General features: G+C 61.8%; 17 protein-coding genes and 1 pseudogene. 10 read left to right on the top strand and 8 right to left on the bottom strand.

Going from position 1 to position 21,200, the window contains the following annotated elements:
* Nucleotides 1-2 precede the first annotated feature (2 nt).
* From glyA to ACN9MO_RS04595, 4 genes are all read right to left on the bottom strand, one after another.
* Nucleotides 3-1,298, bottom strand: coding sequence for a serine hydroxymethyltransferase (gene glyA, locus ACN9MO_RS04610; protein WP_093232201.1), 1,296 nt, complete (start codon nucleotides 1,296-1,298; stop codon nucleotides 3-5).
* A 183-nt stretch (nucleotides 1,299-1,481) separates the two neighbouring features.
* Nucleotides 1,482-2,807 (bottom strand): L,D-transpeptidase family protein, encoded by a 1,326-nt coding sequence (locus tag ACN9MO_RS04605; RefSeq protein ID WP_057252585.1) that lies wholly within the window; start codon nucleotides 2,805-2,807, stop codon nucleotides 1,482-1,484.
* 596 nt (nucleotides 2,808-3,403) lie between these two features.
* Nucleotides 3,404-3,916: a transcriptional regulator LdtR gene (gene ldtR, locus ACN9MO_RS04600; RefSeq protein ID WP_057252587.1), complete on the bottom strand. Its 513-nt coding sequence runs from the start codon at nucleotides 3,914-3,916 to the stop codon at nucleotides 3,404-3,406.
* Nucleotides 3,917-4,046: 130 nt separating this feature from the next.
* Entirely contained in the window at nucleotides 4,047-4,484 is a 438-nt protein-coding gene (locus ACN9MO_RS04595; protein ID WP_112994515.1) for a DUF6163 family protein, read from the bottom strand.
* Between the two features lie 186 nt (nucleotides 4,485-4,670).
* Between ACN9MO_RS04595 and hemB the strand changes: the two genes are divergently transcribed.
* From hemB to ACN9MO_RS04575, 4 genes are all read left to right on the top strand, one after another.
* Entirely contained in the window at nucleotides 4,671-5,687 is a 1,017-nt protein-coding gene (gene hemB / locus ACN9MO_RS04590) for a porphobilinogen synthase (protein WP_057252591.1), read from the top strand.
* A 147-nt stretch (nucleotides 5,688-5,834) separates the two neighbouring features.
* Nucleotides 5,835-6,299: an RDD family protein gene (locus ACN9MO_RS04585; RefSeq protein ID WP_058320193.1), complete on the top strand. Its 465-nt coding sequence runs from the start codon at nucleotides 5,835-5,837 to the stop codon at nucleotides 6,297-6,299.
* A 138-nt stretch (nucleotides 6,300-6,437) separates the two neighbouring features.
* The gene (locus ACN9MO_RS04580) at nucleotides 6,438-7,226 is read left to right on the top strand and encodes an arginyltransferase (RefSeq protein WP_057252595.1); all 789 of its coding nucleotides are present in this window, start codon (nucleotides 6,438-6,440) and stop codon (nucleotides 7,224-7,226) included.
* A 3-nt stretch (nucleotides 7,227-7,229) separates the two neighbouring features.
* On the top strand, nucleotides 7,230-8,126 hold the full coding sequence (locus ACN9MO_RS04575; protein WP_058329388.1) for a DMT family transporter: 897 nt from the start codon (nucleotides 7,230-7,232) through the stop codon (nucleotides 8,124-8,126).
* Nucleotides 8,127-8,231: 105 nt separating this feature from the next.
* Here the strand turns inward: ACN9MO_RS04575 and ACN9MO_RS04570 are convergent.
* Nucleotides 8,232-8,558: pseudogene (locus ACN9MO_RS04570) on the bottom strand (helix-turn-helix domain-containing protein); the annotation flags it as partial.
* 168 nt (nucleotides 8,559-8,726) lie between these two features.
* Nucleotides 8,727-11,003, bottom strand: coding sequence for a DNA topoisomerase IV subunit A (parC, locus tag ACN9MO_RS04565; RefSeq protein WP_057252599.1), 2,277 nt, complete (start codon nucleotides 11,001-11,003; stop codon nucleotides 8,727-8,729).
* 425 nt (nucleotides 11,004-11,428) lie between these two features.
* Between parC and ACN9MO_RS04560 the strand changes: the two genes are divergently transcribed.
* Nucleotides 11,429-12,628 carry a hypothetical protein gene (locus tag ACN9MO_RS04560; RefSeq protein ID WP_058320196.1) on the top strand — a complete coding sequence of 400 codons (1,200 nt, stop codon included), beginning with the start codon at nucleotides 11,429-11,431 and terminating at the stop codon, nucleotides 12,626-12,628.
* 182 nt (nucleotides 12,629-12,810) lie between these two features.
* Here ACN9MO_RS04560 and ACN9MO_RS04555 read toward each other — a convergent pair whose 3' ends face one another.
* Nucleotides 12,811-12,957 (bottom strand): hypothetical protein, encoded by a 147-nt coding sequence (locus ACN9MO_RS04555; protein ID WP_162728061.1) that lies wholly within the window; start codon nucleotides 12,955-12,957, stop codon nucleotides 12,811-12,813.
* A gap of 140 nt (nucleotides 12,958-13,097) precedes the next feature.
* On the opposite strand from ACN9MO_RS04555, the gene ACN9MO_RS04550 reads away from it, so the two are divergent.
* From ACN9MO_RS04550 to groL, 4 genes are all read left to right on the top strand, one after another.
* Complete coding sequence (locus tag ACN9MO_RS04550; protein ID WP_058320197.1) at nucleotides 13,098-14,531, top strand: cytochrome P450; 1,434 nt, start codon at nucleotides 13,098-13,100, stop codon at nucleotides 14,529-14,531.
* A complete protein-coding gene (locus ACN9MO_RS04545; protein WP_057252605.1) occupies nucleotides 14,518-15,525 on the top strand; it encodes a lysophospholipid acyltransferase family protein in 1,008 nt (335 codons plus the stop codon). Before ACN9MO_RS04550 ends, ACN9MO_RS04545 begins: the two co-directional genes overlap by 14 nt.
* Before the next feature lie 134 nt (nucleotides 15,526-15,659).
* Complete coding sequence (locus ACN9MO_RS04540) at nucleotides 15,660-15,893, top strand: hypothetical protein (protein WP_057252607.1); 234 nt, start codon at nucleotides 15,660-15,662, stop codon at nucleotides 15,891-15,893.
* A gap of 112 nt (nucleotides 15,894-16,005) precedes the next feature.
* Nucleotides 16,006-17,631 carry a chaperonin GroEL gene (groL, locus tag ACN9MO_RS04535; RefSeq protein WP_057252609.1) on the top strand — a complete coding sequence of 542 codons (1,626 nt, stop codon included), beginning with the start codon at nucleotides 16,006-16,008 and terminating at the stop codon, nucleotides 17,629-17,631.
* A gap of 157 nt (nucleotides 17,632-17,788) precedes the next feature.
* On the opposite strand, the gene aspS is transcribed toward groL, so the two are convergent.
* On the bottom strand, nucleotides 17,789-19,576 hold the full coding sequence (gene aspS / locus ACN9MO_RS04530) for an aspartate--tRNA ligase (protein WP_112995464.1): 1,788 nt from the start codon (nucleotides 19,574-19,576) through the stop codon (nucleotides 17,789-17,791).
* A 324-nt stretch (nucleotides 19,577-19,900) separates the two neighbouring features.
* Between aspS and ACN9MO_RS04525 the strand changes: the two genes are divergently transcribed.
* The gene (locus ACN9MO_RS04525; RefSeq protein WP_058320506.1) at nucleotides 19,901-21,142 is read left to right on the top strand and encodes an MFS transporter; all 1,242 of its coding nucleotides are present in this window, start codon (nucleotides 19,901-19,903) and stop codon (nucleotides 21,140-21,142) included.
* The last annotated feature ends 58 nt before the right edge of the window (nucleotides 21,143-21,200 follow it).

The following is a 21,200-nucleotide window of genomic DNA, read 5'->3' as shown; positions in this document are numbered from 1 at the left end:
GATCACATGTAGCCGTACATCGGGAAGCGATCGGTCAGCTTGAGGACCTTGTCGCGAACGCCGGCTTCGACGGCGGCATTGCCTTCGTCGGAGTTGGCGACCTTCAGGCCGTCGAGGACCTCGACGATCAGCTCGCCGATTTCCTTGAACTCGGCCTCCTTGAAGCCGCGGGTGGTACCGGCCGGCGTGCCGAGACGGACGCCCGAGGTGACGAACGGCTTCTCAGGGTCGAACGGGATGCCGTTCTTGTTGCAGGTGATGAACGCACGGCCGAGGGCGGCTTCCGCGCGCTTGCCGGTTGCGTTCTTCTTGCGCAGGTCGACGAGCATCAGGTGGTTGTCCGTGCCGCCGGATACGATGTCGAGGCCGTTTGCCTTCAGCGTTTCGGCGAGCGTGCGGGCGTTCTTGACGATCTGGGCCGCATAGTCCTTGAACGACGGATGTAGCGCTTCGCCGAGAGCAACAGCCTTGGCCGCGATGACGTGCATCAGCGGGCCGCCCTGGAGACCCGGGAAGACGGCCGAGTTGATCTTCTTGGCGACATCTTCGTCGTTGGTCAGGACCATGCCGCCGCGCGGGCCGCGCAGCGACTTGTGCGTGGTCGTGGTGGCGACGTGGCAATGCGGGAACGGCGACGGATGCTGGCCACCGGCAACGAGACCGGCGATGTGCGCCATGTCAACCATCAGCCAGGCGCCGACTTCGTCGGCGATCTCACGGAAGCGCTTCCAGTCCCAGATGCGCGAATAGGCGGTGCCACCGGCAATGATCAGCTTCGGCTTGTGCTTGCGCGCCTGCTCGGCAACGTTGTCCATGTCGAGCAGGTGATCGTCTTCACGTACGCCGTAGGAGACGACGTTGAACCACTTGCCGGACATGTTGACCGGCGAACCGTGCGTCAGGTGACCGCCCGAGTTGAGGTCGAGGCCCATGAAGGTGTCGCCCGGCTGCAAGAGCGCCAGGAACACGGCCTGGTTCATCTGCGAACCGGAGTTCGGCTGAACGTTGGCGAAGTTGACGCCGAAGAGCTTCTTGGCGCGTTCGATCGCCAGTTCTTCGGCGATATCGACGAACTGGCAGCCGCCATAGTAGCGCTTGCCCGGGTAACCCTCGGCATATTTGTTGGTCATGATCGAGCCCTGGGCTTCGAGCACGGCGCGGGAAACGATGTTCTCGGAGGCGATCAGCTCGATCTCGTGGCGCTGACGACCCAGCTCCTTCTCGATCGCACCGAAGATGTCCGGATCGCTGTCGGCCAGAGAGCGGGTGAAGAAGGCGTCATTGGATTGTTCAAGCATCGGCGCGAGGCTCCTCTCAAGGGTGGCAGTTCTTTAGCTTCCTCGCACGGCAAGAGCAATATCTGCTGTGCGGATTGCGCCATTTCCCCCATCTGCCGCGCCGAAATATCGCGAGCGCTGGCGCATGAAAAAGCCGCGCTTCCAGGGGAAGCGCGGCTTGTCGATCTCGTGTCGCAAATTCGCTTATTGCGGCAGCGCGTCCTGATCGACCGAGCCGGGCGACTGCTCGACGCCATAGGGCGACTGCAGCGCCAGCTCGGTGGCACCGTCGCGCTGGTAGATATCATCGCGGAACTGCACCACGCCATCCTTTGCGGACCAGGCCGTGATGTAGGTGAAGAACACGGGCACTTCCTCGGCGAGCGTGATCGGCGTGTTGACGCCGGTCTTGATGGTCGCCTCGATCTGCTGGCGCGACCAGCCGGGCGTATCCTTCAGCAACCAGGTCGAAAGATCGCGCACGTTCTGCACGCGAACGCAGCCGGAAGACTCGAAACGCATCAGCTTGTTGAACAGACCCTGCTGCGGGGTATCGTGCATGTAGACCTGATGCTCGTTGTGGAAGTTGATCTTCGTCGACGACATCGCGTTGATCTTGCCCGGGTCCTGGCGGAACATCAGGTTCGGCGCCTTCTCGGCGTTCCAATCGACCGTTTCCGGCGACACTTCGCCGCCACTGCCGTCGAACAGACGGATCGAGTTGCGTGCGAGATAGGTCGGGTCCTTGCGCATCAGCGGCATGATATCCTTCTGGATGATCGAGCGCGGCGCGGTCCAATAGGGGTTGAGGATGACCTCGTAGATCTTCGAGTTGAGGATCGGCGACTGGCGGTCGATCTTGCCGACGATCGCCGTATGGCGCAGCGCCACGCGGCCGTTCTCGACCGCTTCGATATAGGCGGCCGGAATGTTGACCATCACGTAGCGGCGGCCAAGATCGCCGGACATCGACTGCAGGCGAACGAGGTTGGTCTGGAGCTGGCCGAGGCGGGTGTTGGCGTCGACGTTGATCGCCTTCAGCGTGTATTCGCCGATGACGCCATCAGCCGGGAGGCCATGGCGAGCCTGGAAGCGCTTGACCGCGCCTTCGACGTAGGAATCGAAGGACGAGGAGACGCCTGCCGACTGCGGCAGGTCACCGGAGACCATCAGGCGCTGGCGAAGCTGCTGCACCGACGGATCCGTGACGCCGAGCTCGAGCTTGACGCTGGTCTGGACCATCGGCCAGCCGCCTTGCGAAACGATGTTCTGGTAGTCGAAGATTGCCTGCTGCACGTGGGCGATCGTTTCCGGGCCGAAGACCGGCGTGTTCGAAACGACCGTCGTCGCGGTGCGCGATGCCTTGGCGTCGTACTGGTCGTCCCAGGAGCCGCGGCGTGGCGAATTGATGATCTCGTTCAGGGCGTCCTGTGCGCTTGCCGCGCCGGCAACTGCCACGGCGCCGAAGGTTGCTGCCGAGCGCAGAAAGGCGCGGCGCGAGAATGCATCAATTCCATTCTTTTTCGACATATTCCTACCATCCCAATGCGTTGGCACGCGCCCTATGCGCTGGCACGCACGTTGCCGGAGCCCTAACACGATCGTGGTTAACAAAGGTCAACCAACGAGCCACCCTGCCCTCACAAGATTTCACGATACCGCGAGTGAGGACCCTCATCCGGCAGGCGAAACGCGAAACGAATCCACGCTCAAGAAAACACGTGGCCGCACCTACCGCATGTCGTCGTCGCTGTCACAGCAATATGGCCAATTCGTGTCTCGGACAGGTTGAACGGCGACATGGCACGCCTTTTGCTTTTCGCCGCAACGGATAAGCCGGCGGACGAGCTGCAGGCGGCAACATTTTGATTTTCTAATACTTTCCGTTTGGAAAGCCGGCCGAACGCAGGAATGGCGTGCCGAAGCGGTGCGGCTTTTCCGCAACAGGATGAGAAGCCGGCAAATGGCAAAGGTCGGACACGCAGGGATTGCGCCCGACCCTTGAACTGGAGGTTCTACAGCGCCGCGCGTCTATTCAGACGCGCAAAGGTCGCTGTACCACATTGAGTTTCTGCATAACTTTGTCCTTAGATCGCTTCGATCTAAGGAGTTATGCAGGGCCTGGATTACAGGCGGTACATGATCGAGTCGTTCCAGAAGCGATCGAGGCGCTGCAGGAGCTTGTTCATCTGGGTGAACTCGTCCGAACCGATACCGCCGACCTTCTGGATCGAGCCGATGTGGCGCTCGTAGAGCTTGGCGACGGTTTCGGCGATTTCCTGGCCGTCTTCCGTCAGGCTGATACGAACCGAGCGGCGGTCGACGCGAGAGCGCTGGTGGTTGATCAGGCCAAGGTCGACGAGCTTCTTGACGTTGTAGGAGACGTTCGAGCCGAGGTAGTAGCCGCGGGAGCGAAGTTCGCCGGCGGTCAGTTCCGAGTTGCCGATGTTGAAGAGCAACAGGGCCTGAACGGCGTTGACGTCGCTGCGACCTTCACGGTCGAATTCGTCCTTGATGACGTCGAGCAGACGGCGGTGCAGACGCTCGACGAGGTGGAGGGATTCCATGTAGAGACCGCGGATGGTTTCTTCCTGAGGGTCTCGGGGCTGAGCCGCCTGCGGCTTCATCTTCGTGTTCATTTGACTGCCTCACTGTTTTGTTTGGCGGTGTCAGTTTGTCTGCCCGCCTTGAGTGAGACCCTATCGAATACGTCTAAAATTCTACTTAAACCGCAGCCTTAACAAGAGCTTGCCATTTGACGAGCCTGTCTCAGGGTGAATCAACTCTTACCTGCTTGGCCTGCCGCCAGCGCTGAAAGAAGAGTGCCGCCCGGAAAAGAACGAAGGTGACGGCAACCGCCACATGCAGTACGACCAGCAAAGGCCGGGCACCGAAACTGGCCGGGTAGAACTCATACATGGCGATCTCGATCGCCGCTGCGACCACCCAGACCACGGGCCCCCAGGAGACGAGCAACCAGAGGCCGAGCGCCGCAACGGGATAGACCACGGCGAGCGCCGTCGCAGCCGCGCGCCACTCCGGCGACAACAGATCGAAGCGCCCGGCGCCACCATGGGAAAAGCCGATCAGCATGGCCCAGTAGTTAAGTGCGAACCAGATGCACGAGGCAGAGACCAGACGCAGGAAGATACCGAAGAGGATCTCGGTCAGCGATGGTTTCAGCACATGGGCAGAATCATGAAGCATGGCCGGCAAGATAGGGCGGGTCTTCCTCATCCGCCAGCGGGATCGTAGTTTCCCCTCCCCTGCCGCTATCTTTTTGAAGAGAAGAAATGCCGCAGTTCGTTCGCCCGACGCGCGGTTCCCAATTGCCGCCGCCCCATGATAAAGCGCTTGGCTAACGATGATTTTGACCGGAAAGGCGTGGGCGCGATGAACGACAGGACAAATCTTGTGGACAGGATCACCGGCCACCGCCGCATGCGCCGCAACCGCAAGGCCGACTGGACGCGGCGACTGGTGCAGGAAAACCGCCTGACCGTCGACGATCTGATCTGGCCGATCTTCATCGTGCCGGGCAGCAACATCGTCCAGCCGATCGAGGCGATGCCCGGCGTCAACCGCATGAGCATCGACAAGGCAGTGGAAGCGGTCAAGGAAGCGGCCGATCTCGGCATTCCGGCGATTGCGACCTTCCCGAACATCGACATGGGGCTGCGCGACGAGACCGGCTCCAACAGCCTTGCCGCCGACAACCTGATCAATCAGGCGACGCGGGCCTTCAAGAAAGCGGTGCCCGAGATCGGCATCATCACCGACGTCGCCCTCGATCCCTTCACCAGCCACGGCCATGACGGCATCCTTCGCAACGGCGAGATCGTCAACGACGAAACCGTTGAGATGATCGCAAGGGCGGCGGTCGCCCAGGCGGATGCCGGCTCCGACATCATCGCCCCCTCCGATATGATGGATGGCCGCATCGGCGCGATCCGCCAGGCGCTCGATGCCGCCGGGCACCAGAATGTCGGCATCATGTCCTATGCGACAAAGTTCGCGTCCGGGTTCTACGGCCCCTATCGCGAGGCGATCGGCACCGGCGGCCTTTTGAAGGGCGACAAGAAGACCTATTACATCGACCCGGCCAACGGCACCGAAGCGATCCGCGATGCTGCCCTCGACGTCGAGGAAGGCGCCGACATGCTGATGGTGAAACCGGGCCTGCCCTATCTCGACATCTGCTGGCGCATGAAGGAGGCCTTCGGCCTGCCCGTCTTTGCCTACCAAGTCTCCGGCGAATACTCGCAGGTCAAAGCCGCCGCCGCCAACGGCTGGATCGACGGCGAGAAGGTGATGCTGGAAACGCTGCTCGCCTTCAAACGCGCCGGCTGCGACGGTATCCTCAGCTATTTCGCCGTCGAGGTGGCTCGTATCCTTGCCAAAGGCCGTTAAGCGCAAGCTTCTGTTGCAGGAAATCAAAGTTCTACAGCGACCTTTGCGCGTCTGATAAGACGCGCGGCGCTGTGGTGAGCCTCCAATCCTTGTTTTGCAGGCATCACCATCCCATATCCTGCATGCAACCAAGCGAGGCTTAGACGGATGACCATGCACAACGAAGACCTGAGGCTGCCGAGCAATGACTGGCGCGCCTATCAGGGCGTGCTGTCGCGACGCATCTTTGCCTTCCTGCTCGACTACGCCATCATCGCGCTTCTGTGGATCCCGGCGGCGGTCGTCGTCTTCTTCCTGGGCATCCTGACGCTCGGCCTCGGCTTTATGCTTTACCCGGCGCTCTTTGCGATCGTCGCCATGCTCTATTTCGGCCTCACGGTCGGCGGCCGCGAACAGGCCTCCCCCGGCATGCGCATGATGGGCCTGGCGATCGCCCGCACCGACGGGCGCCCGATGGACTTCCTGACCGCCATCGTCCACCTCGTCATCTTCTGGATCGCCAACGCTCTGCTGACGCCGCTGATCCTGCTGATCGGCCTCTTTACCGACCGCAGCCGCCTGCTGCACGACCTCCTGATTGGCACCGTCACGGTCCGCCGTGACATGTACTGACCGGACGCAGCCATTGTCGGCAACGCTAAAATAACTGGACGGCGGAGGCGGAAGCTGCAAACGAGTGAGTTGACGTTTTCCATTCTTCCGCCATGCTATTGTCATGAACAACCGCGCGCAGAGTGACCTCCGCACTCGATGAACACACAGACCACACCGTCTCCGCAATTCTACCTGACTGCGCCGGCAGCCTGCCCTTATCTGCCGAACGAGATGGAGCGAAAAGTCTTCACCCACATGGTGGGCGAACGTGCGCCGGAACTCAACGATCTCCTGACCCAGGGCGGCTTCCGCCGGTCGCAGAACATCGCCTACCGCCCAGCCTGCGAGACCTGTCGCGCCTGCATTTCGGTGCGCATTCTTGCCAACGAGTTCAAGCCCACGCGCTCCATGCGCCGGGTGCTTGCCACCAATCAGGATGTGATCTCGGCAGAGTATCCGGCTGAGCCTTCCAGCGAACAGTACAATCTCTTCCGCCGCTATCTCGACCGCCGGCATCAGAAGGGCGGCATGTCGGACATGTCGGTGCTCGACTACGCAATGATGGTCGAAGATACGCACGTGCACACGAAGATCATTGAGTACCGCCTGCGGGTCGAAGGCGACGGCATCAGCGAGAAGGCACGCGGGCCACTCATCGCAGCAGCGCTGACCGATCGCATGGGCGACGGTCTTTCGATGGTCTACTCCTACTTCGACCCGGCGCGAGAGGACCGCTCGCTCGGCACTTTCATGATTCTCGACCACATTCGTCGCGCCCGCGAGCGCGGCCTGCCCCACGTCTATCTTGGCTATTGGGTCAAGGGATCGCGGAAGATGGGGTATAAAACAAAATTTTTGCCGCAAGAACACCTTATGGCCCGTGGCTGGGAACGCTATGAAGGCGGAGACGCCACCTTGGAAGCCGCTCCTACGAAAACGGGTTAGACATTGAGTTCATCTTCTGATGCCGTGATGCACCGGCGCGGCCTTGCCATCACCGGCCTCGGTGGCCTTGCCCTTTCCTTCGATATCCCGCTCATCCGTTCCGCCGGTGGCGACGTCTGGTCGCTGCTCGCGGTGCGCAGCCTGTCGACGTTCGTGATCGCGCTCGGCGCCTGGTTCGTGATCAACCGCGTGTTCGGCCGGAAGATTTCACTGTTGCCGGGCAAGACCGGGCTCGTCGTCGGCCTGTTCTACGGCATCAATTCCTGCACGTTCCTGCTCGCCGTCTTCAACACTTCGACGGCGAATGTGGTCTTCATCCTCGCCTTCACCTCGATGTTTGCCGCCATTTTGTCCTGGATCTTCCTGAAGGAACGACCATCGAACGCCACGCTCGTGACGATGTTGATCATGGTGTTCGGCGTCGGATTGATCGTTCAGGACGGGTTGGAAAGCGGCCACCTCTTCGGCGATGCGATGGCAGCATCCTCCGCCTTCCTGCTTGCCAGCGCGATCACGATCAGCCGCGCAAGCAAGCGCGACATGGCGCTGGTGCCGCTGGTCACGGCGATCTTCCCGGCAGCGGTCGCTCTGTTGATGCTGTCCCCTTCGGGATTCACGATTGCGGAACCCGGCTACATCTTCTTCAACGGTCTGGTGATGATCCCGCTCGCCTTCTTCTGCCTGGCGACGGGACCGCGTTTCCTCTCGGCGCCGGAAGTGGGCATGTTCTACCTGCTGGAAACGATCCTGGCGCCGATCTGGGTCTGGCTGGTCTTTGCCGAAACCCCGACAACGCAGACCTTGATGGGTGGCGCGATCCTGATCTTCGCCCTCATCGGCCATTCGCTCTGGCAGATGCGCAGCAGAGCGCTGAGGTCCGCGGTGGCCTGCGCCGAGTAGCGCTATCGATCAATTTTCACGGCGAGGACCGGTCGGCCGGGGGCGGCGCGACTTCTGTTCGGTTTCGCTGCGGCGGTCGCGAATCGGCGTCCGCTCGGGTACAGGCTCCGGCGCGCCGGAGGCCAGCCGGGTTTCCGGCATCTGCACACGCATCGCCCAAAGCTCGCGGTTGGTGTTGATCCAGGTGGCCGCCTCGCTCAAAGGCGCAGGATTTCCGCTTAGGGATTCGCCTTCGCGGCGCCGCAGGCGCGTGATGAGGCCCGCTGCCTCGAGGAGTGCTATGTGCTTCTCCAATTCTTCGCCGCGCACCGCAACGGCCGAGGCGATATCGGCGACACGCGCCTCACCGGCAAAGAGGATCTCGAAGATCCGCCGGCGTACCGGGCTGGCGAGCGCCAGGAGAATTTCGTCGAGGGCATTGGCGTTCGGCATCGTATCCATCCTGTTGGATGGGCAGTCATCCACGATACGCCGGCACATACAAGCGCCGCTTTTCGCTCGAGTTCGACTGTATTTCCAATACCTTAATGCGCAAATTCAATGCCCCGGATTGGGACACCAGCCATGCGGCTCATCGGCCGCACGGCTGGTATTTTATGGTCAGCCGCTGAACTTTCCGCTGCGCGGGAAGCCCTTCGGAACGACGCGACCGGCCGAGGCGCGATCGGCCTGCCATTCGATCAGTTCATCCTTCGTCTTGGTAAAGACGCGGCCAGCGCTGTCTTCCCAGATGAGCCCTTCTGCGATCGTGAAGCAGCGAATATCGGAGATGCCGCCATCCTTGTAACGCTGAAGCCGGACGCCCTTGCCGCGCGCCATCTCGGGGATCTGGACGAGCGGGAAGACGAGCATCTTGCGGTTCTCGCCAACGACGGCAACGTGGTCACCCTTGACCGGCACGACCAGCTTGGTTTCGTCCGGCATCGAGACGTTCATCACCTGCTTGCCCTTGCGGGTATTGGCAACGATATCGCTTTCCGTCACGACGAAACCGTTGCCGGCAGCCGACGAGACGATGAGCTTGCGCGCCGGATCATGGACGAAGGCGGTCAGGACGTCCTGGTCGTTCTCCATGTCGACGATGATGCGCAGCGGCTCGCCATGGCCGCGACCGCCAGGCAGCTTGTCGCCGCCGAGCGTGTAGACCTTTCCACCGGTCGTGAAGACCAGGATCTTGTCGGTCGTCTGCGCCGGGAACGCCACCTTGAGCGCGTCGCCCTCCTTGAACTGGAGCGACGACGTGTCGGAGATGTGGCCCTTCAGTGCCCGGATCCAGCCCTTTTCCGAGATGACGACGGTGATCGGTTCCTTCTCGATCATCGCCTGCTGGATCGCCTCCACGTCAGCCTCCGGTGCATCCGCGAAGGTGCTGCGGCGCTTGCCGATTTCGGTTGCCTTGGCAAACTTCTTTTTGACCTCGCCGATCTCCCAGGCGACGGTCTGCCACTGCTTCTCTTCCGACGCGAGCAGCGCTTCGATCTCGGCCTTCTCCTTCGACAGGGCGTCGAATTCGGTGCGGATCTCGAACTCTTCGAGCCGGCGCAAGGAGCGCAGGCGCATGTTGAGGATCGACTCGGCCTGCAGATCAGTGAGCGAGAACCGCTCCATCATGACCGGCTTCGGCTCGTCTTCTTCGCGGATGATGCGAATGACTTCGTCGATGTTCAGATAGGCGACGAGATAGCCGGCGAGTATCTCGAGCCGGCGATCGATCGCCGCCAGGCGATGGCGGGACCGGCGCTGCAACACCTCGCGGCGATGCGCCAGCCATTCCGAGAGCACCTCGTTGAGCGCCATGACCCGCGGTACGCGCCCCATGGACAGCACGTTCATGTTCAGCGAGATGCGGCTCTCAAGCTCGGTCAGCTTGAACAGCGACTCCATCAGGATGCCGGCATCGACCGAGCGGCTTTTCGGCACGAGAACGATGCGAACGTCTTCCGCGGATTCGTCGCGAATGTCTTCGAGCAGCGGCAGCTTGCGCGCAACCAGAAGCTCGGCAATCTTTTCGATCAGGCGCGACTTCTGAACCTGATAGGGAATCTCGGTGACGACGATCTGATAACCGCCACGGCCGAGATCCTCCTGGGCCCAGCGGGCGCGGACACGAAAACCGCCACGGCCGGTGCGGTAGGATTCGGCCATGCTTTCGCGGCTTTCGACGATCACCCCACCGGTCGGAAAGTCTGGCCCCTCGATGCCGCCCTTCTGCGGATTGGCCGGATCGTAAAGCAGATCTTCGACGGTCGCTTGCGGATGGCGGATGAGGTGCAGCGCCGCGTCGCACAGTTCATGCGCGTTGTGCGGCGGGATCGAGGTCGCCATGCCGACCGCGATGCCGGTTGCGCCGTTTGCGAGCAGGTTCGGGAAGGCCCCAGGGAGCACGGTCGGCTCCTGGTCTTCCTCGTTGTAGGTGGGGCGGAAATCCACCGCGTCCTGGTCGATCCCGTCGAGAAGGAGCGAACAGACGTCCGTCATCTTCGCTTCGGTGTATCGCATCGCCGCGGCGTTATCGCCATCGATGTTGCCGAAGTTGCCCTGGCCGTCGACGAGCGGGTAGCGGATTGCAAATTCCTGGGACAGGCGCACAAGCGCGTCGTAGATCGAGGCGTCGCCGTGCGGGTGGAACTTACCCATGACGTCGCCGACGATGCGGGCGCATTTCTTGAACGACGAGTTGGGTCTGAGGCCCATTTCGCTCATCGCATGCACGATACGGCGATGCACGGGCTTCAACCCGTCGCGGACGTCCGGAAGCGCGCGGTGCATGATGGTCGACAAGGCATAGGCAAGATAACGCTCTTCCAGCGCCGCCTTGAGGTCAACCGGCTGAATATTGTCGTCCCCGCCTGACGGGGGATTAAGGCTTTGTCCCATGGGACCTTGCTAGCGCAACAAACCCGGAACAGCAAGGTTTTCAGGGGATGCGATTGTGGAGAACCCCTTACCCGCCAACAGTTGGCGCGTGAAGCGATCCGCTTGCTCCGGCGCAATGTTCGTGTAACGGTCGGACGGCTATGCGTCGGAGGCGAGCGCTTGGTAACATCCCGGAAAGCATGCCCGACCAGGAACATGTGCGGTTTGGCCAAGCGAATATAATTTCGCCCTGTTTCGTAATAGCTTCGGCTGTAGTTGATTTGGACGATTTGTGAGGGGGATTGCAAGACACGAACTGGCCGCCGAAAACTTCCGGATGTTGCCGTTCGCTCCCAGTTGACGCCCTCTGCGGAGACAAACCAGATTAGCCACGCCTCATCTTCGAAACAGTTACACAATCAAAGATTTTACGAAGGAACTCGACAATGATGCACACGCGCAAGATCCGCCTGATGATGGCGAGCGCCGCGCTCCTCACGCTTACCAGCCCGGCCTTCGCACTCGACGGCGCGGACCTGATGAAGAAGCTCGACGCGGCAACGAACGCGAACGGCACCTCCATCACCTATGACAAGGCCGAAGTGGACGGCGACAAGGTGACGGTGACCGGCGTGCAGCTGAAGGTCGCCAGCCAGCCTGGCGAACCGACGAGCCTGAAGATCGGTGATCTGACCTTCGAAGGTGTCGAGGAAACCGAAGGTGGCGGCTACTACGCCGAAACCGTGTCGTTCCCTGACGTCAATGTCAGCCAGGACGAGGGAAGCATTTCGGTCAAGGACATCCTGCTTTCCGGCCTGACGATCCCCGCCAATGCCAACGGTGGAACGATCAACGACATTCTTCTCTACGAAAGCGCCAGCACCGGCCCGATCGCTCTCAACGCCAAGGGCAAGGAAGTCTTCTCGCTCGAAAGCACCGAAGCGAACCTGGCACGCCAGGAAAATGACGCCGGCTTCGACTTCGACGCGACCGCCTCGGGCATCAAGGCCGACCTGTCGACCGTCGAGGACGCCAAGACCAAGGAGGCGATCGAAAAGCTCGGCCTCACCACGATCGACGGCGCCTTGACGATGAAAGGCAGCTGGGAGGTCGAAAGCGGCAATGTCGCACTCGAAGAATATGCCCTCGACTTCAAGAACGTCGGCCGGCTGAACTTTGCCCTGGACATTTCCGGCTACACGCTTGCCTTCGTGAAATCCATGCAGGAAGCGATGAAGGCCGCCGAGGCCAATCCGAACAAGGAAGAGGCGAACCAAGCCATGGGCCTTGCCATGATGGGCCTGATGCAGCAGCTGACCTTCAACAGCGCCGAAGTCCGCTTCGACGATGCCTCGATCACCAAGAAGGCGCTGGACTATGCCGGTTCGCAGCAGGGCGTTTCGGGTGAGCAGATGGCTCAGTCGCTGAAGGGCCTGGTGCCGATCATGATGGCGCAGCTCAATGTGCCAGAACTGCAGAACCAGGTGTCGGCCGCCGTCAACGCCTATCTCGATGGACCGAAGAGCCTGACGATCAGCGCGGCACCGGAAAAGCCGGTTCCGTTCCCGATGATCATGGGCGCTGCCATGGGCGCACCGAACACCATTCCGTCGGTGCTCGGCGTCAAGGTGACCGCGAACGACTGATCGCTCCGCTTGCTCCGCCCGGAGCAACCGACCTTACCACGAGCTTTGCGCGCCCACCGGGCGCGCAAACTTTAGCGGCTCAGCCTGCCTGATTTGCCGTAGCCCACAGGACCTCTGGTCCAGCTTCATTCAGCAGATCTGTATTTTGCACCCGCCGGCCCTCCACAGGACAAGGGCTGTTTCTACTTGCGGCCATGCAAACGGTCGGCACCGTACGTCTTGAAGGCGCGCGCTTCGGTTGCAGTGGCCGTTACTCTCTCCGAACGTCGTTCATGGCGCCAAGAAAATTTCACCGCCGGGCGATAGCGTTTTTCATCAAAATCGTGCATGCCACACTCAGGCGGCCGAGAATTCGACGTTCCGTGAACTTGAGAGCATTTCAGCCTCGACGAGGAATTCTCGGACTCTGTGTAAGAAATACAAATATACGCCTGAATATCATCTTCATATTACGGCAGATCGGACGTAAATGCTCGCCTGGCTCCAGCAATCTGTAAATTTCAGGGAAGAATTGCTGGAGGGGAAATTCGCCCCCGTCCGTGCCGATTACTATTCGGGTCCGCCAGGTAAGCCGCTACGGCTCCTGCTTCAGGCGCGGACGGATTTCCTGTCGATCTGGCGCGCCAGCGACTATACCGAAAACGTCTCGCAGACCCGGATCCTCGGCCGGCAGATCATCGTCGTCAACTCGCCCGATCTGATCCGACAAGTGGTCGTCAAGCGACACGAGAACTTCGAGCGCAAGAGCCCGCAGATGCGCCGGGCGCTCGAGTTTCTGCTCGGCGACGGGTTGTTCATCTCGGATGGAGACACCTGGAAGCAACGCCGGCCGCTGGTGGCCGATATCGTCCACGCCAAGAGAGTGCCGTCCTTCGGTCCTGTCATGGAGAAGACAACCAGCGAACTGGTCGAGCGCTGGAACCAGATGCCCGACGGTGCCGAGGTCAACGCCCTGCACGAAATGGCGGGCCTGACCGCCGAGATCATCGCACGCAGCGTCTTCGGCAACCAACTCGGAGACGACAGTGCGGCCGCCGTGACCGAGGGCTTCACCAGCTACCAGTCGCTGGTCGATTCCATCAACATCGGCTATTTCCTCGGCTTCGACGACGGGCTTCCTGTCTTGCGCACCCCGAGCCTGCGTCGCTCGGTCAAGCGCATCCATGGGACCATCGACAAGGTGGTGGAGGATCACCTTGCCGGCCGCGGCGACCATAATTCGATGGTCGAACTGCTCATCCGGCGGCAGCAGCGAAATCCGGAGCTGAAGCTCGACCTCGTCGCCTTGCGCAACGAAGCCGCGACCATCTTCATGGCCGGTCACGAGACGACGGCAGCCACACTTACCTGGACCTGGTATCTGCTTTCGAAAGCAGGCTGGATCGAGAAGGCCGTGCACGACGAGATCGCCAGGGTCTGCGGCGACCGGACGCCGACGATCGACGACGTGCCGCGGCTCGAATGGTGCCGGGCCGTCATTGAAGAAACGCTTCGCCTTTACCCGCCGGTTCCGATCCTGGCGCGACAGACGCGCGAGGCGGACATGATCGGCGACGTTGCCGCCGAGCCGGGCTCGCTCGTCCTGATCGTGCCATGGCTCTTGCACCGCACGGAAAGTCTGTTCGAAGACCCACACCACTTCCATCCGGAGCGGTTCACCGAAGGCCGTCGCCCGACGCCCTACAGCTTCATTCCCTTCGCCAGCGGCCCCCGCGTCTGCCCGGGCCTGCATTTCGGCCTGACGGAAGCGATCCTCTGCCTGGCGATCATCGCTCAGCGCTACCGGGTTCGCCTGCGCGAACGCCACGCGGTCGAGCCGATCTGCCGGCTGACCCTCAGACCGAAGGGCGGGCTTCCGGTCACTTTACACAGGCGAGAAGGCACGTCGCATGGCGCCGGATAATCCTGGCGTCAGGGGACCGATTGCCAAGCGCAAGGCCTGGACTTTCGCTGAGGAGCAACCGCCGCGTCTTGGGGACGCATTGGCAGGCGGTGACCGGTCCCGGGCCTTCCGGCGCTATTGGATTACCGACAATCTGTGGAACCTTGCCAATCTCACTGCCCATTTCGGCATGAAGCTTCTGCCGATGGATGCATGCTCACGCCTGGGGGCCGCACTCGGCCTTTTCGTGGTGCCGCGCTTTCACAAGATCGCCACGCAGCGCGCCCGGGATACGATCAAACATCTGCGTCCGGACCTGAGCCCCGAGGAACAGGAAGCCTTGTTCCTCGAAAACTGCCAGGCCCAGGGACGGCTGATGACAGAATTTTCCGTCATCAACAGGTTGCAGCGGCATGGCGAGAGGTTGCGGACCGATGGCCTTGCTCCGATCCGCGACGTGGCGAAAGACGGCCCCGTCGTCCTCGTCGGGCTTCATCTCGGAAATTGGGAAGTTGGGACGATCGCGTTCCGCAGTCTCGGTCTCCAGCCTCATGCCTTCTACGTACCACCTAAGAGCCGTGCCAAAGCATGGATCGCCGAGCGCGTCCGCAGCAAGGCCGGATTGCGGTTTCTGCCGCCGGGCATGGAAGGAATCCGACCGGCGATCAAGATCCTGAAGAGCGGCGGCGTCGTCAGTATGTTCTGCGACGAAGGCTTTGGCGGCATGATCCGCGGACCGTTCTTCGATCGCAAACCTCATCAGGAAGGCAATCTCGCGCTTGCCATCCGCCTGGCGCGCATGACGGGTGCCACGATCTGCCCCTGGTACGGCTTGCGCACCGACGGTTTCCGTTTCGAATGCCAGGCGCTGGAGCCCCTCCGGCTTCCGGCTTCCGATGAGCCGAATGCACGCCTCGTGAAAGATATGCTGCTGTTGAACGATGCGATCGAGCCCGTCGTTCGCGCGCATCTCGACCAATGGTATTTCCTGGACAACGCGCTTCGGCCGGAATGACGCCTCATGGTTTTCCGCCCACTTGGCTTCCATGATATGATCAGCGCTTGATGCCTTCAGACCCCGGCCTATTTACATTGGGCGGGGATCCGAGGTCCCCGCATTCCTGACCGATAAAACGGAAGGAGGAGCCCATGGGACTGAAGCATGCGGATATCACCGCTATCCTTGGCCCGGTCGACGAGACACTGATGGCCGAGTTGCTGGCGACGGGGGCCACGGCCGGCGAACTCGCCGAGGCCATTGCTTGGGTCAACAACGACGAGGCGCTGATCGGCGAAGGCCGCCACTTGCCGGCTGGCCGGGTTGCGGCGTTGATCGATATCCTGACGCCGGACAATGACGAGGAACGGGACTTCGCGACCTAGCCGATCAGGCGGCGAGGCTGCGCTAGTGATTTTTGATTGCATGCAAGGTTGCCCCCGCGCGGCGGGCGGCGGGAGCATCAGGCCACGTGTTTTGTGTTGAGGGAGGTCAACGATGGCAGCCAAGGAAGTCAAGTTCAGTAGCGATGCCCGCGACCGTATGCTGCGTGGCGTCGATATCCTCGCCGATGCCGTGAAAGTGACGCTCGGCCCGAAGGGGCGGAACGTGGTGATCGACAAGGCCTTCGGTGCGCCGCGCGTCACCAAGGATGGCGTCTCGGTTGCCAAGGAGATCGAGCTCGAAGACAAGTTCGAGAACATGGGGGCGCAGATGCTGCGCATGGTGGCGTCACGCACCAGCGATGTTGCCGGCGACGGAACGACGACGGCCACGGTGCTTGCTCAAGCGATAGTCCGGGAAGGCGTCAAGGCAATCGCCTCGGGTATGAACCCGATGGACCTCAAGCGCGGCATCGACCTCGCCGTCGAGGCGATCGTGGCACAACTGAAGATCCATGCCCGCAAGATTTCCAACAACGAGGAAATCGCCCAAGTCGGCACGATCTCCGCCAACGGCGACAAGGAAATCGGCAACTATCTGGCACAGGCGATGGAGCGCGTCGGCAACGAGGGTGTGATCACCGTCGAGGAGGCCAAGACCGCCGAGATCGAACTTGAGATCGTCGAGGGCATGCAGTTCGACCGCGGCTATCTCTCCCCCTATTTCATTACCGACCAGGAGAAGATGCGCGTCGAATTTGAGGACCCGTACATTCTCATCCACGAGAAGAAACTCTCCAACCTCCAGGCCATGATCCCGATTCTCGAATCGGTCATCCAGGCGAGCCGTCCCTTGCTGATCATCGCCGAGGATGTGGAGGGCGAAGCGCTTGCCACGCTCGTCGTCAACAAGCTGCGCGGCGGTCTCAAGATCGCAGCCGTCAAGGCCCCCGGGTTTGGAGATCGGCGCAAGGCCATCCTCGAGGACATCGCCATCCTGACGGGCGGCACGGTCATTTCCGAGGATCTCGGCATCAAGCTTGAAAACGTGACGCTCGACACGCTCGGGCACGCCAAGCGGGTGATGGTCGAGAAGGAAAACACCACGATCGTCGATGGCGCCGGAACGAAGGCGGATATCGGCGGACGTGTCAGCCAGATCAAGGCACAGATCGAGGAAACGACCTCCGACTATGATCGGGAAAAGCTGCAGGAACGGCTCGCCAAACTCGCCGGCGGCGTTGCGGTGATCCGGGTTGGCGGCTCGACCGAAGTCGAAGTGAAGGAAAAGAAGGACCGGGTCGACGATGCCCTGCATGCGACGCGAGCCGCGGTAGAGGAAGGCATTCTGCCCGGCGGCGGCGTCGCGCTGCTGAGGGTCGTCCACGCGCTCGACGGGCTCAAGGCCGCCAATGACGATCAGCGCGTCGGCATCGAGATCGTTCGGCGGGCGCTCGAGGCGCCGGCGCGCCAGATCGCCGAGAATGCTGGCGCTGAAGGTTCGGTGATCGTTGGAAAGCTGCGGGAGAACAGTGACTTTGCCCACGGCTGGAACGCCCAGACCGGAGAGTACGGCGATCTGTTCCGCATGGGTGTCATCGACCCCGCAAAGGTCGTGCGCGCGGCGCTGCAGGATGCGGCTTCCGTCGCCGGCCTGCTGGTGACGACCGAGGCCATGATCGCCGAAAAACCGAAAAAGAACGGACCGACGCCGCCGTCTGGTGCTGGAATGGACTTCTGACGGCCGCCAGACGCTCATTCTCGCATGGCGAACGCGACCGTCGAGGGTTCAGCCGCGCCGTTCTACGGCAAGCACTGAACCCAGATCACAGGCAGACCATGAAAAAAGCCCGGCGAGACGATCGCCGGGCTTTCGTTTTTGACAGGTCTCTTCGACCTCAATCCTTCTTCTGCGGGATCGGGCGAAGCGCCAGTTCACGCAGCTGGGCCGGCGTCGCCTCGGACGGCGCACCCATCAGCAAGTCGACGGCCTGCTGGTTCATCGGGAAAATCGAGATCTCGCGCAGGTTCTTGGCGCCGACGAGCAGCATGACGATGCGGTCGATACCGAAGGCCATGCCGCCATGCGGCGGTGCGCCATACTGGAAGGCGCGATAGAGGCCGCCGAACTGCTCTTCGACTTCCTGCTGCGACTTGCCGGTCAGCTCGAAGGCCTTGACCATGACTTCCGGGAGCTGGTTACGGATCGAGCCGGAGGCGATCTCGAAGCCGTTGCAGACCATGTCGTACTGGTAGGCCTTGAGCGACAGCGGATCTTCGGTGTTCAGCGCCTCGAGGCCACCCTGCGGCATCGAGAAGGGGTTGTGGGCGAAATCGATCTTCTTTTCGTCTTCCAGCCATTCGTAGAACGGGAAGTCGACGATCCAGCAGAATTCAAAGCGGTCACGGTCGACGAGGTTCAGCTCCTCGCCGGCGCGTGTGCGGGCTTCGCCAGCAAACTTGTAGAACTTCGAAGGGTCGCCGGCGACGAAGAAGCAGGCGTCGCCGTCATCGAGGCCAAGCTGGGTGCGGATCGCATCGGTGCGTTCCTCGCCGATGTTCTTGGCAAGCGGACCGGCGCCTTCGAGCTTTTCGCCTTCCTTGCGCCAGAAGATGTAGCCGAGGCCCGGCTGGCCCTGGCTCTGGGCCCAGGCGTTCATGCGGTCGCAGAAGGCGCGCGAGCCACCGGTCTTGGCCGGGATCGCCCAGACTTCAACCTTCGGGTTCGAGGCGATCATGTTCGCGAAAACCTTGAAGCCGGAGCCGGCGAAGTGCTCGGTAACCGCCTGCATCTCGATCGGGTTGCGCAGATCCGGCTTGTCGGAGCCGTATTTGCGGATCGCCGTGTCATAGGGGATGCGCGGGAACTTTTCCGTCACCGGCTTGCCATCGGCAAACTCGACGAAGATCTCGCGGATGACCGGCTCCATCGTCGACCACACGTCTTCCTGCTCGACGAAGCTCATTTCCAGGTCGAGTTGGTAGAACTCGCCCGGCAGGCGGTCGGCGCGCGGGTCTTCGTCGCGGAAGCACGGCGCGATCTGGAAGTAACGGTCGAAGCCGGCAACCATCAAGAGCTGCTTGTACTGCTGCGGCGCCTGCGGCAGGGCATAGAAGTTGCCGGGGTGGATACGCGACGGAACCAGGAAGTCGCGTGCGCCTTCCGGTGACGATGCGGTCAGGATCGGGGTCGTGTATTCGGTAAAGCCGACTTCGCCCATGTGGCGGCGCATCGACGAGATGATCTGGGTGCGCTTGACGATGTTCTTGTGCAGCGTGTCGCGGCGCAGGTCGAGGAAGCGGTACTTGAGACGCACGTCTTCCGGATAGTCGGGCTCGCCGAAGACCGGCAGCGGCAGTTCCTTGGCGGCCGAGAGTACCTCGATCTCCTGCGCGTAGAGCTCGATTTCGCCGGTCGGCATGCCTTTGTTGACGGTGTCGTCGGTGCGAGCCTTGACGCGGCCGTCGATGCGGATGACCCACTCGCCGCGAACGGTTTCAGCCGACTTGAAGGCCGGGCTGTCCGGATCGGCGACGACCTGGGTGATGCCGTAGTGGTCGCGCAGGTCGATGAAGAGCACGCCGCCATGGTCACGGACACGGTGGACCCAGCCCGAAAGGCGAACGGTGGAGCCGACGTCCGACTTGCGGAGGGCGGCACAGGTGTGGCTGCGGTAACGATGCATCGTTTTATCCCGGAATTGCGAAAGAGCCGCGCAGGCTCGTGGGACACGGCGCGCGGCACATGGTCAAAATCGGGCGGAAAAGCGCATGATGCGCCGGCTTTGTCAAGCCGCGCGACCCGCCGCCGCCCCAGATGGAGATGCGTTCTAAACCAAGGAAACGGCCAGTCCAAGGCCGCTTGAGACAGAAGCAGGCCGAAATGCCGCGAAAAGAACGGCAATCGTCACAATTCGGGGCTGTCCGGCCACGGAATGCGGGGCTACACATTGGAAGGCCCCACAATGATCCCCCGAGTCGCGGCCGCTTTCCCGGATGTCGCCTGCCCCATGTCTCAGATTCGCCCGCTCATCCCCCTCCTCGTCACCGCAGGCATCCTCATCGGCGGCAATGGCCTGCAGGGCACCTTCATCTCGCTTCGTGCGCTGGAGGAAGGTTTCTCGACATCCCTGATCGGCGTCGTCGGGGCCGGCTACAATATCGGTTTCGCGCTCGGCTGCGTCTATGTCACCCGCATGCTGCGCGCCATCGGCCACATCCGCACCTTCTCGGCAATGGCGGCAATTGCCTCCGCCGCGGCCATTTCGATGGTGCTCGTCATCAATCCGCTGATGTGGTTTCTGATGCGGCTGCTTGCCGGAATCTGCTTCGCCTGCCTGTTTGCGACCGTCGAAAGCTGGCTGAACGCCAGCGTCACCAATGCCAACCGGGCGCGTACGCTTTCCGTCTATCGCCTCGTCGACCTCGGATCGGTGACGGCGGCGCAATATGTCATCCCCGGCATCGGCCTCGAGGGCTTCGAACTCTTCGCCATCATCTCCATGGCACTGACACTGTCGTTAGTGCCGATCTCCTTTGCCGACCGATCGAGCCCGGTAGCGCCCGAAGCGATCCGGTTCGACGTCAAGGCGCTCTGGAACATTTCGCCGCTCGCGACTGTCGGGTGCATCGTCGTCGGCCTCACCAACGCCGCCTTCCGCTCGCTCGGGCCCATCTATGCCCAGGGCATCGGCCTTTCAGTGACGGCGATCGCCACCTTCATGAGCGCCGGCATCATCGGCGGCGTCGTGCTGCAATATCCGCTCGGCCATTATTCCGACCGGATCGACCGCCGGCTGATCATCCTGATCGCCACCTTCGGCTCGCTGCTCGCCGGCCTGTTCCTGGCCTTCGGCGCCGGCAACGACGAATGGCTGAACTTTGCCGGCATCTTCCTCTTCGGCGCCTTTGCCATGCCGCTCTATTCGCTCTGTTCGGCCCATGCCAACGACCACGCCGCCGAGGGGCAGCATGCGCTGGTATCTGCCGGCATGCTGTTCTTCTGGTCGCTTGGCGCGATCATCGGCCCGCTGTTTGCGTCCTTCCTGCTCGAGATCTTCGGGCCGCAGGCCCTCTTCATCTACACGGCGGCGATCCTGTTCCTGTTCATGCTCTACACCTTGCAGCGCATGACGGCGCGCGGGCCGGTGCCCGCCGGCGAGCGCGCAATGCCGTTCCGCAACCTTTTGCGCACCTCGTCCTTCTTCAACAAGCTCGCCGCTGGCAACAACCACAAGCGCAAGGATGGCTGAGCCTGCGGCAAGATGCGCGCAGTTCGGATAATTGCTGAACTCCACAATCAGGTTTAGA

It is taken from the genome of Ensifer sp. R-19 (assembly GCF_049905105.1).
In the GTDB taxonomy this organism is placed as follows: Bacteria; Pseudomonadota; Alphaproteobacteria; order Rhizobiales; family Rhizobiaceae; genus Ensifer.
Note: the sequence above shows the minus strand (reverse complement) of the source record. Positions and strands in the feature narration are given on the sequence as shown.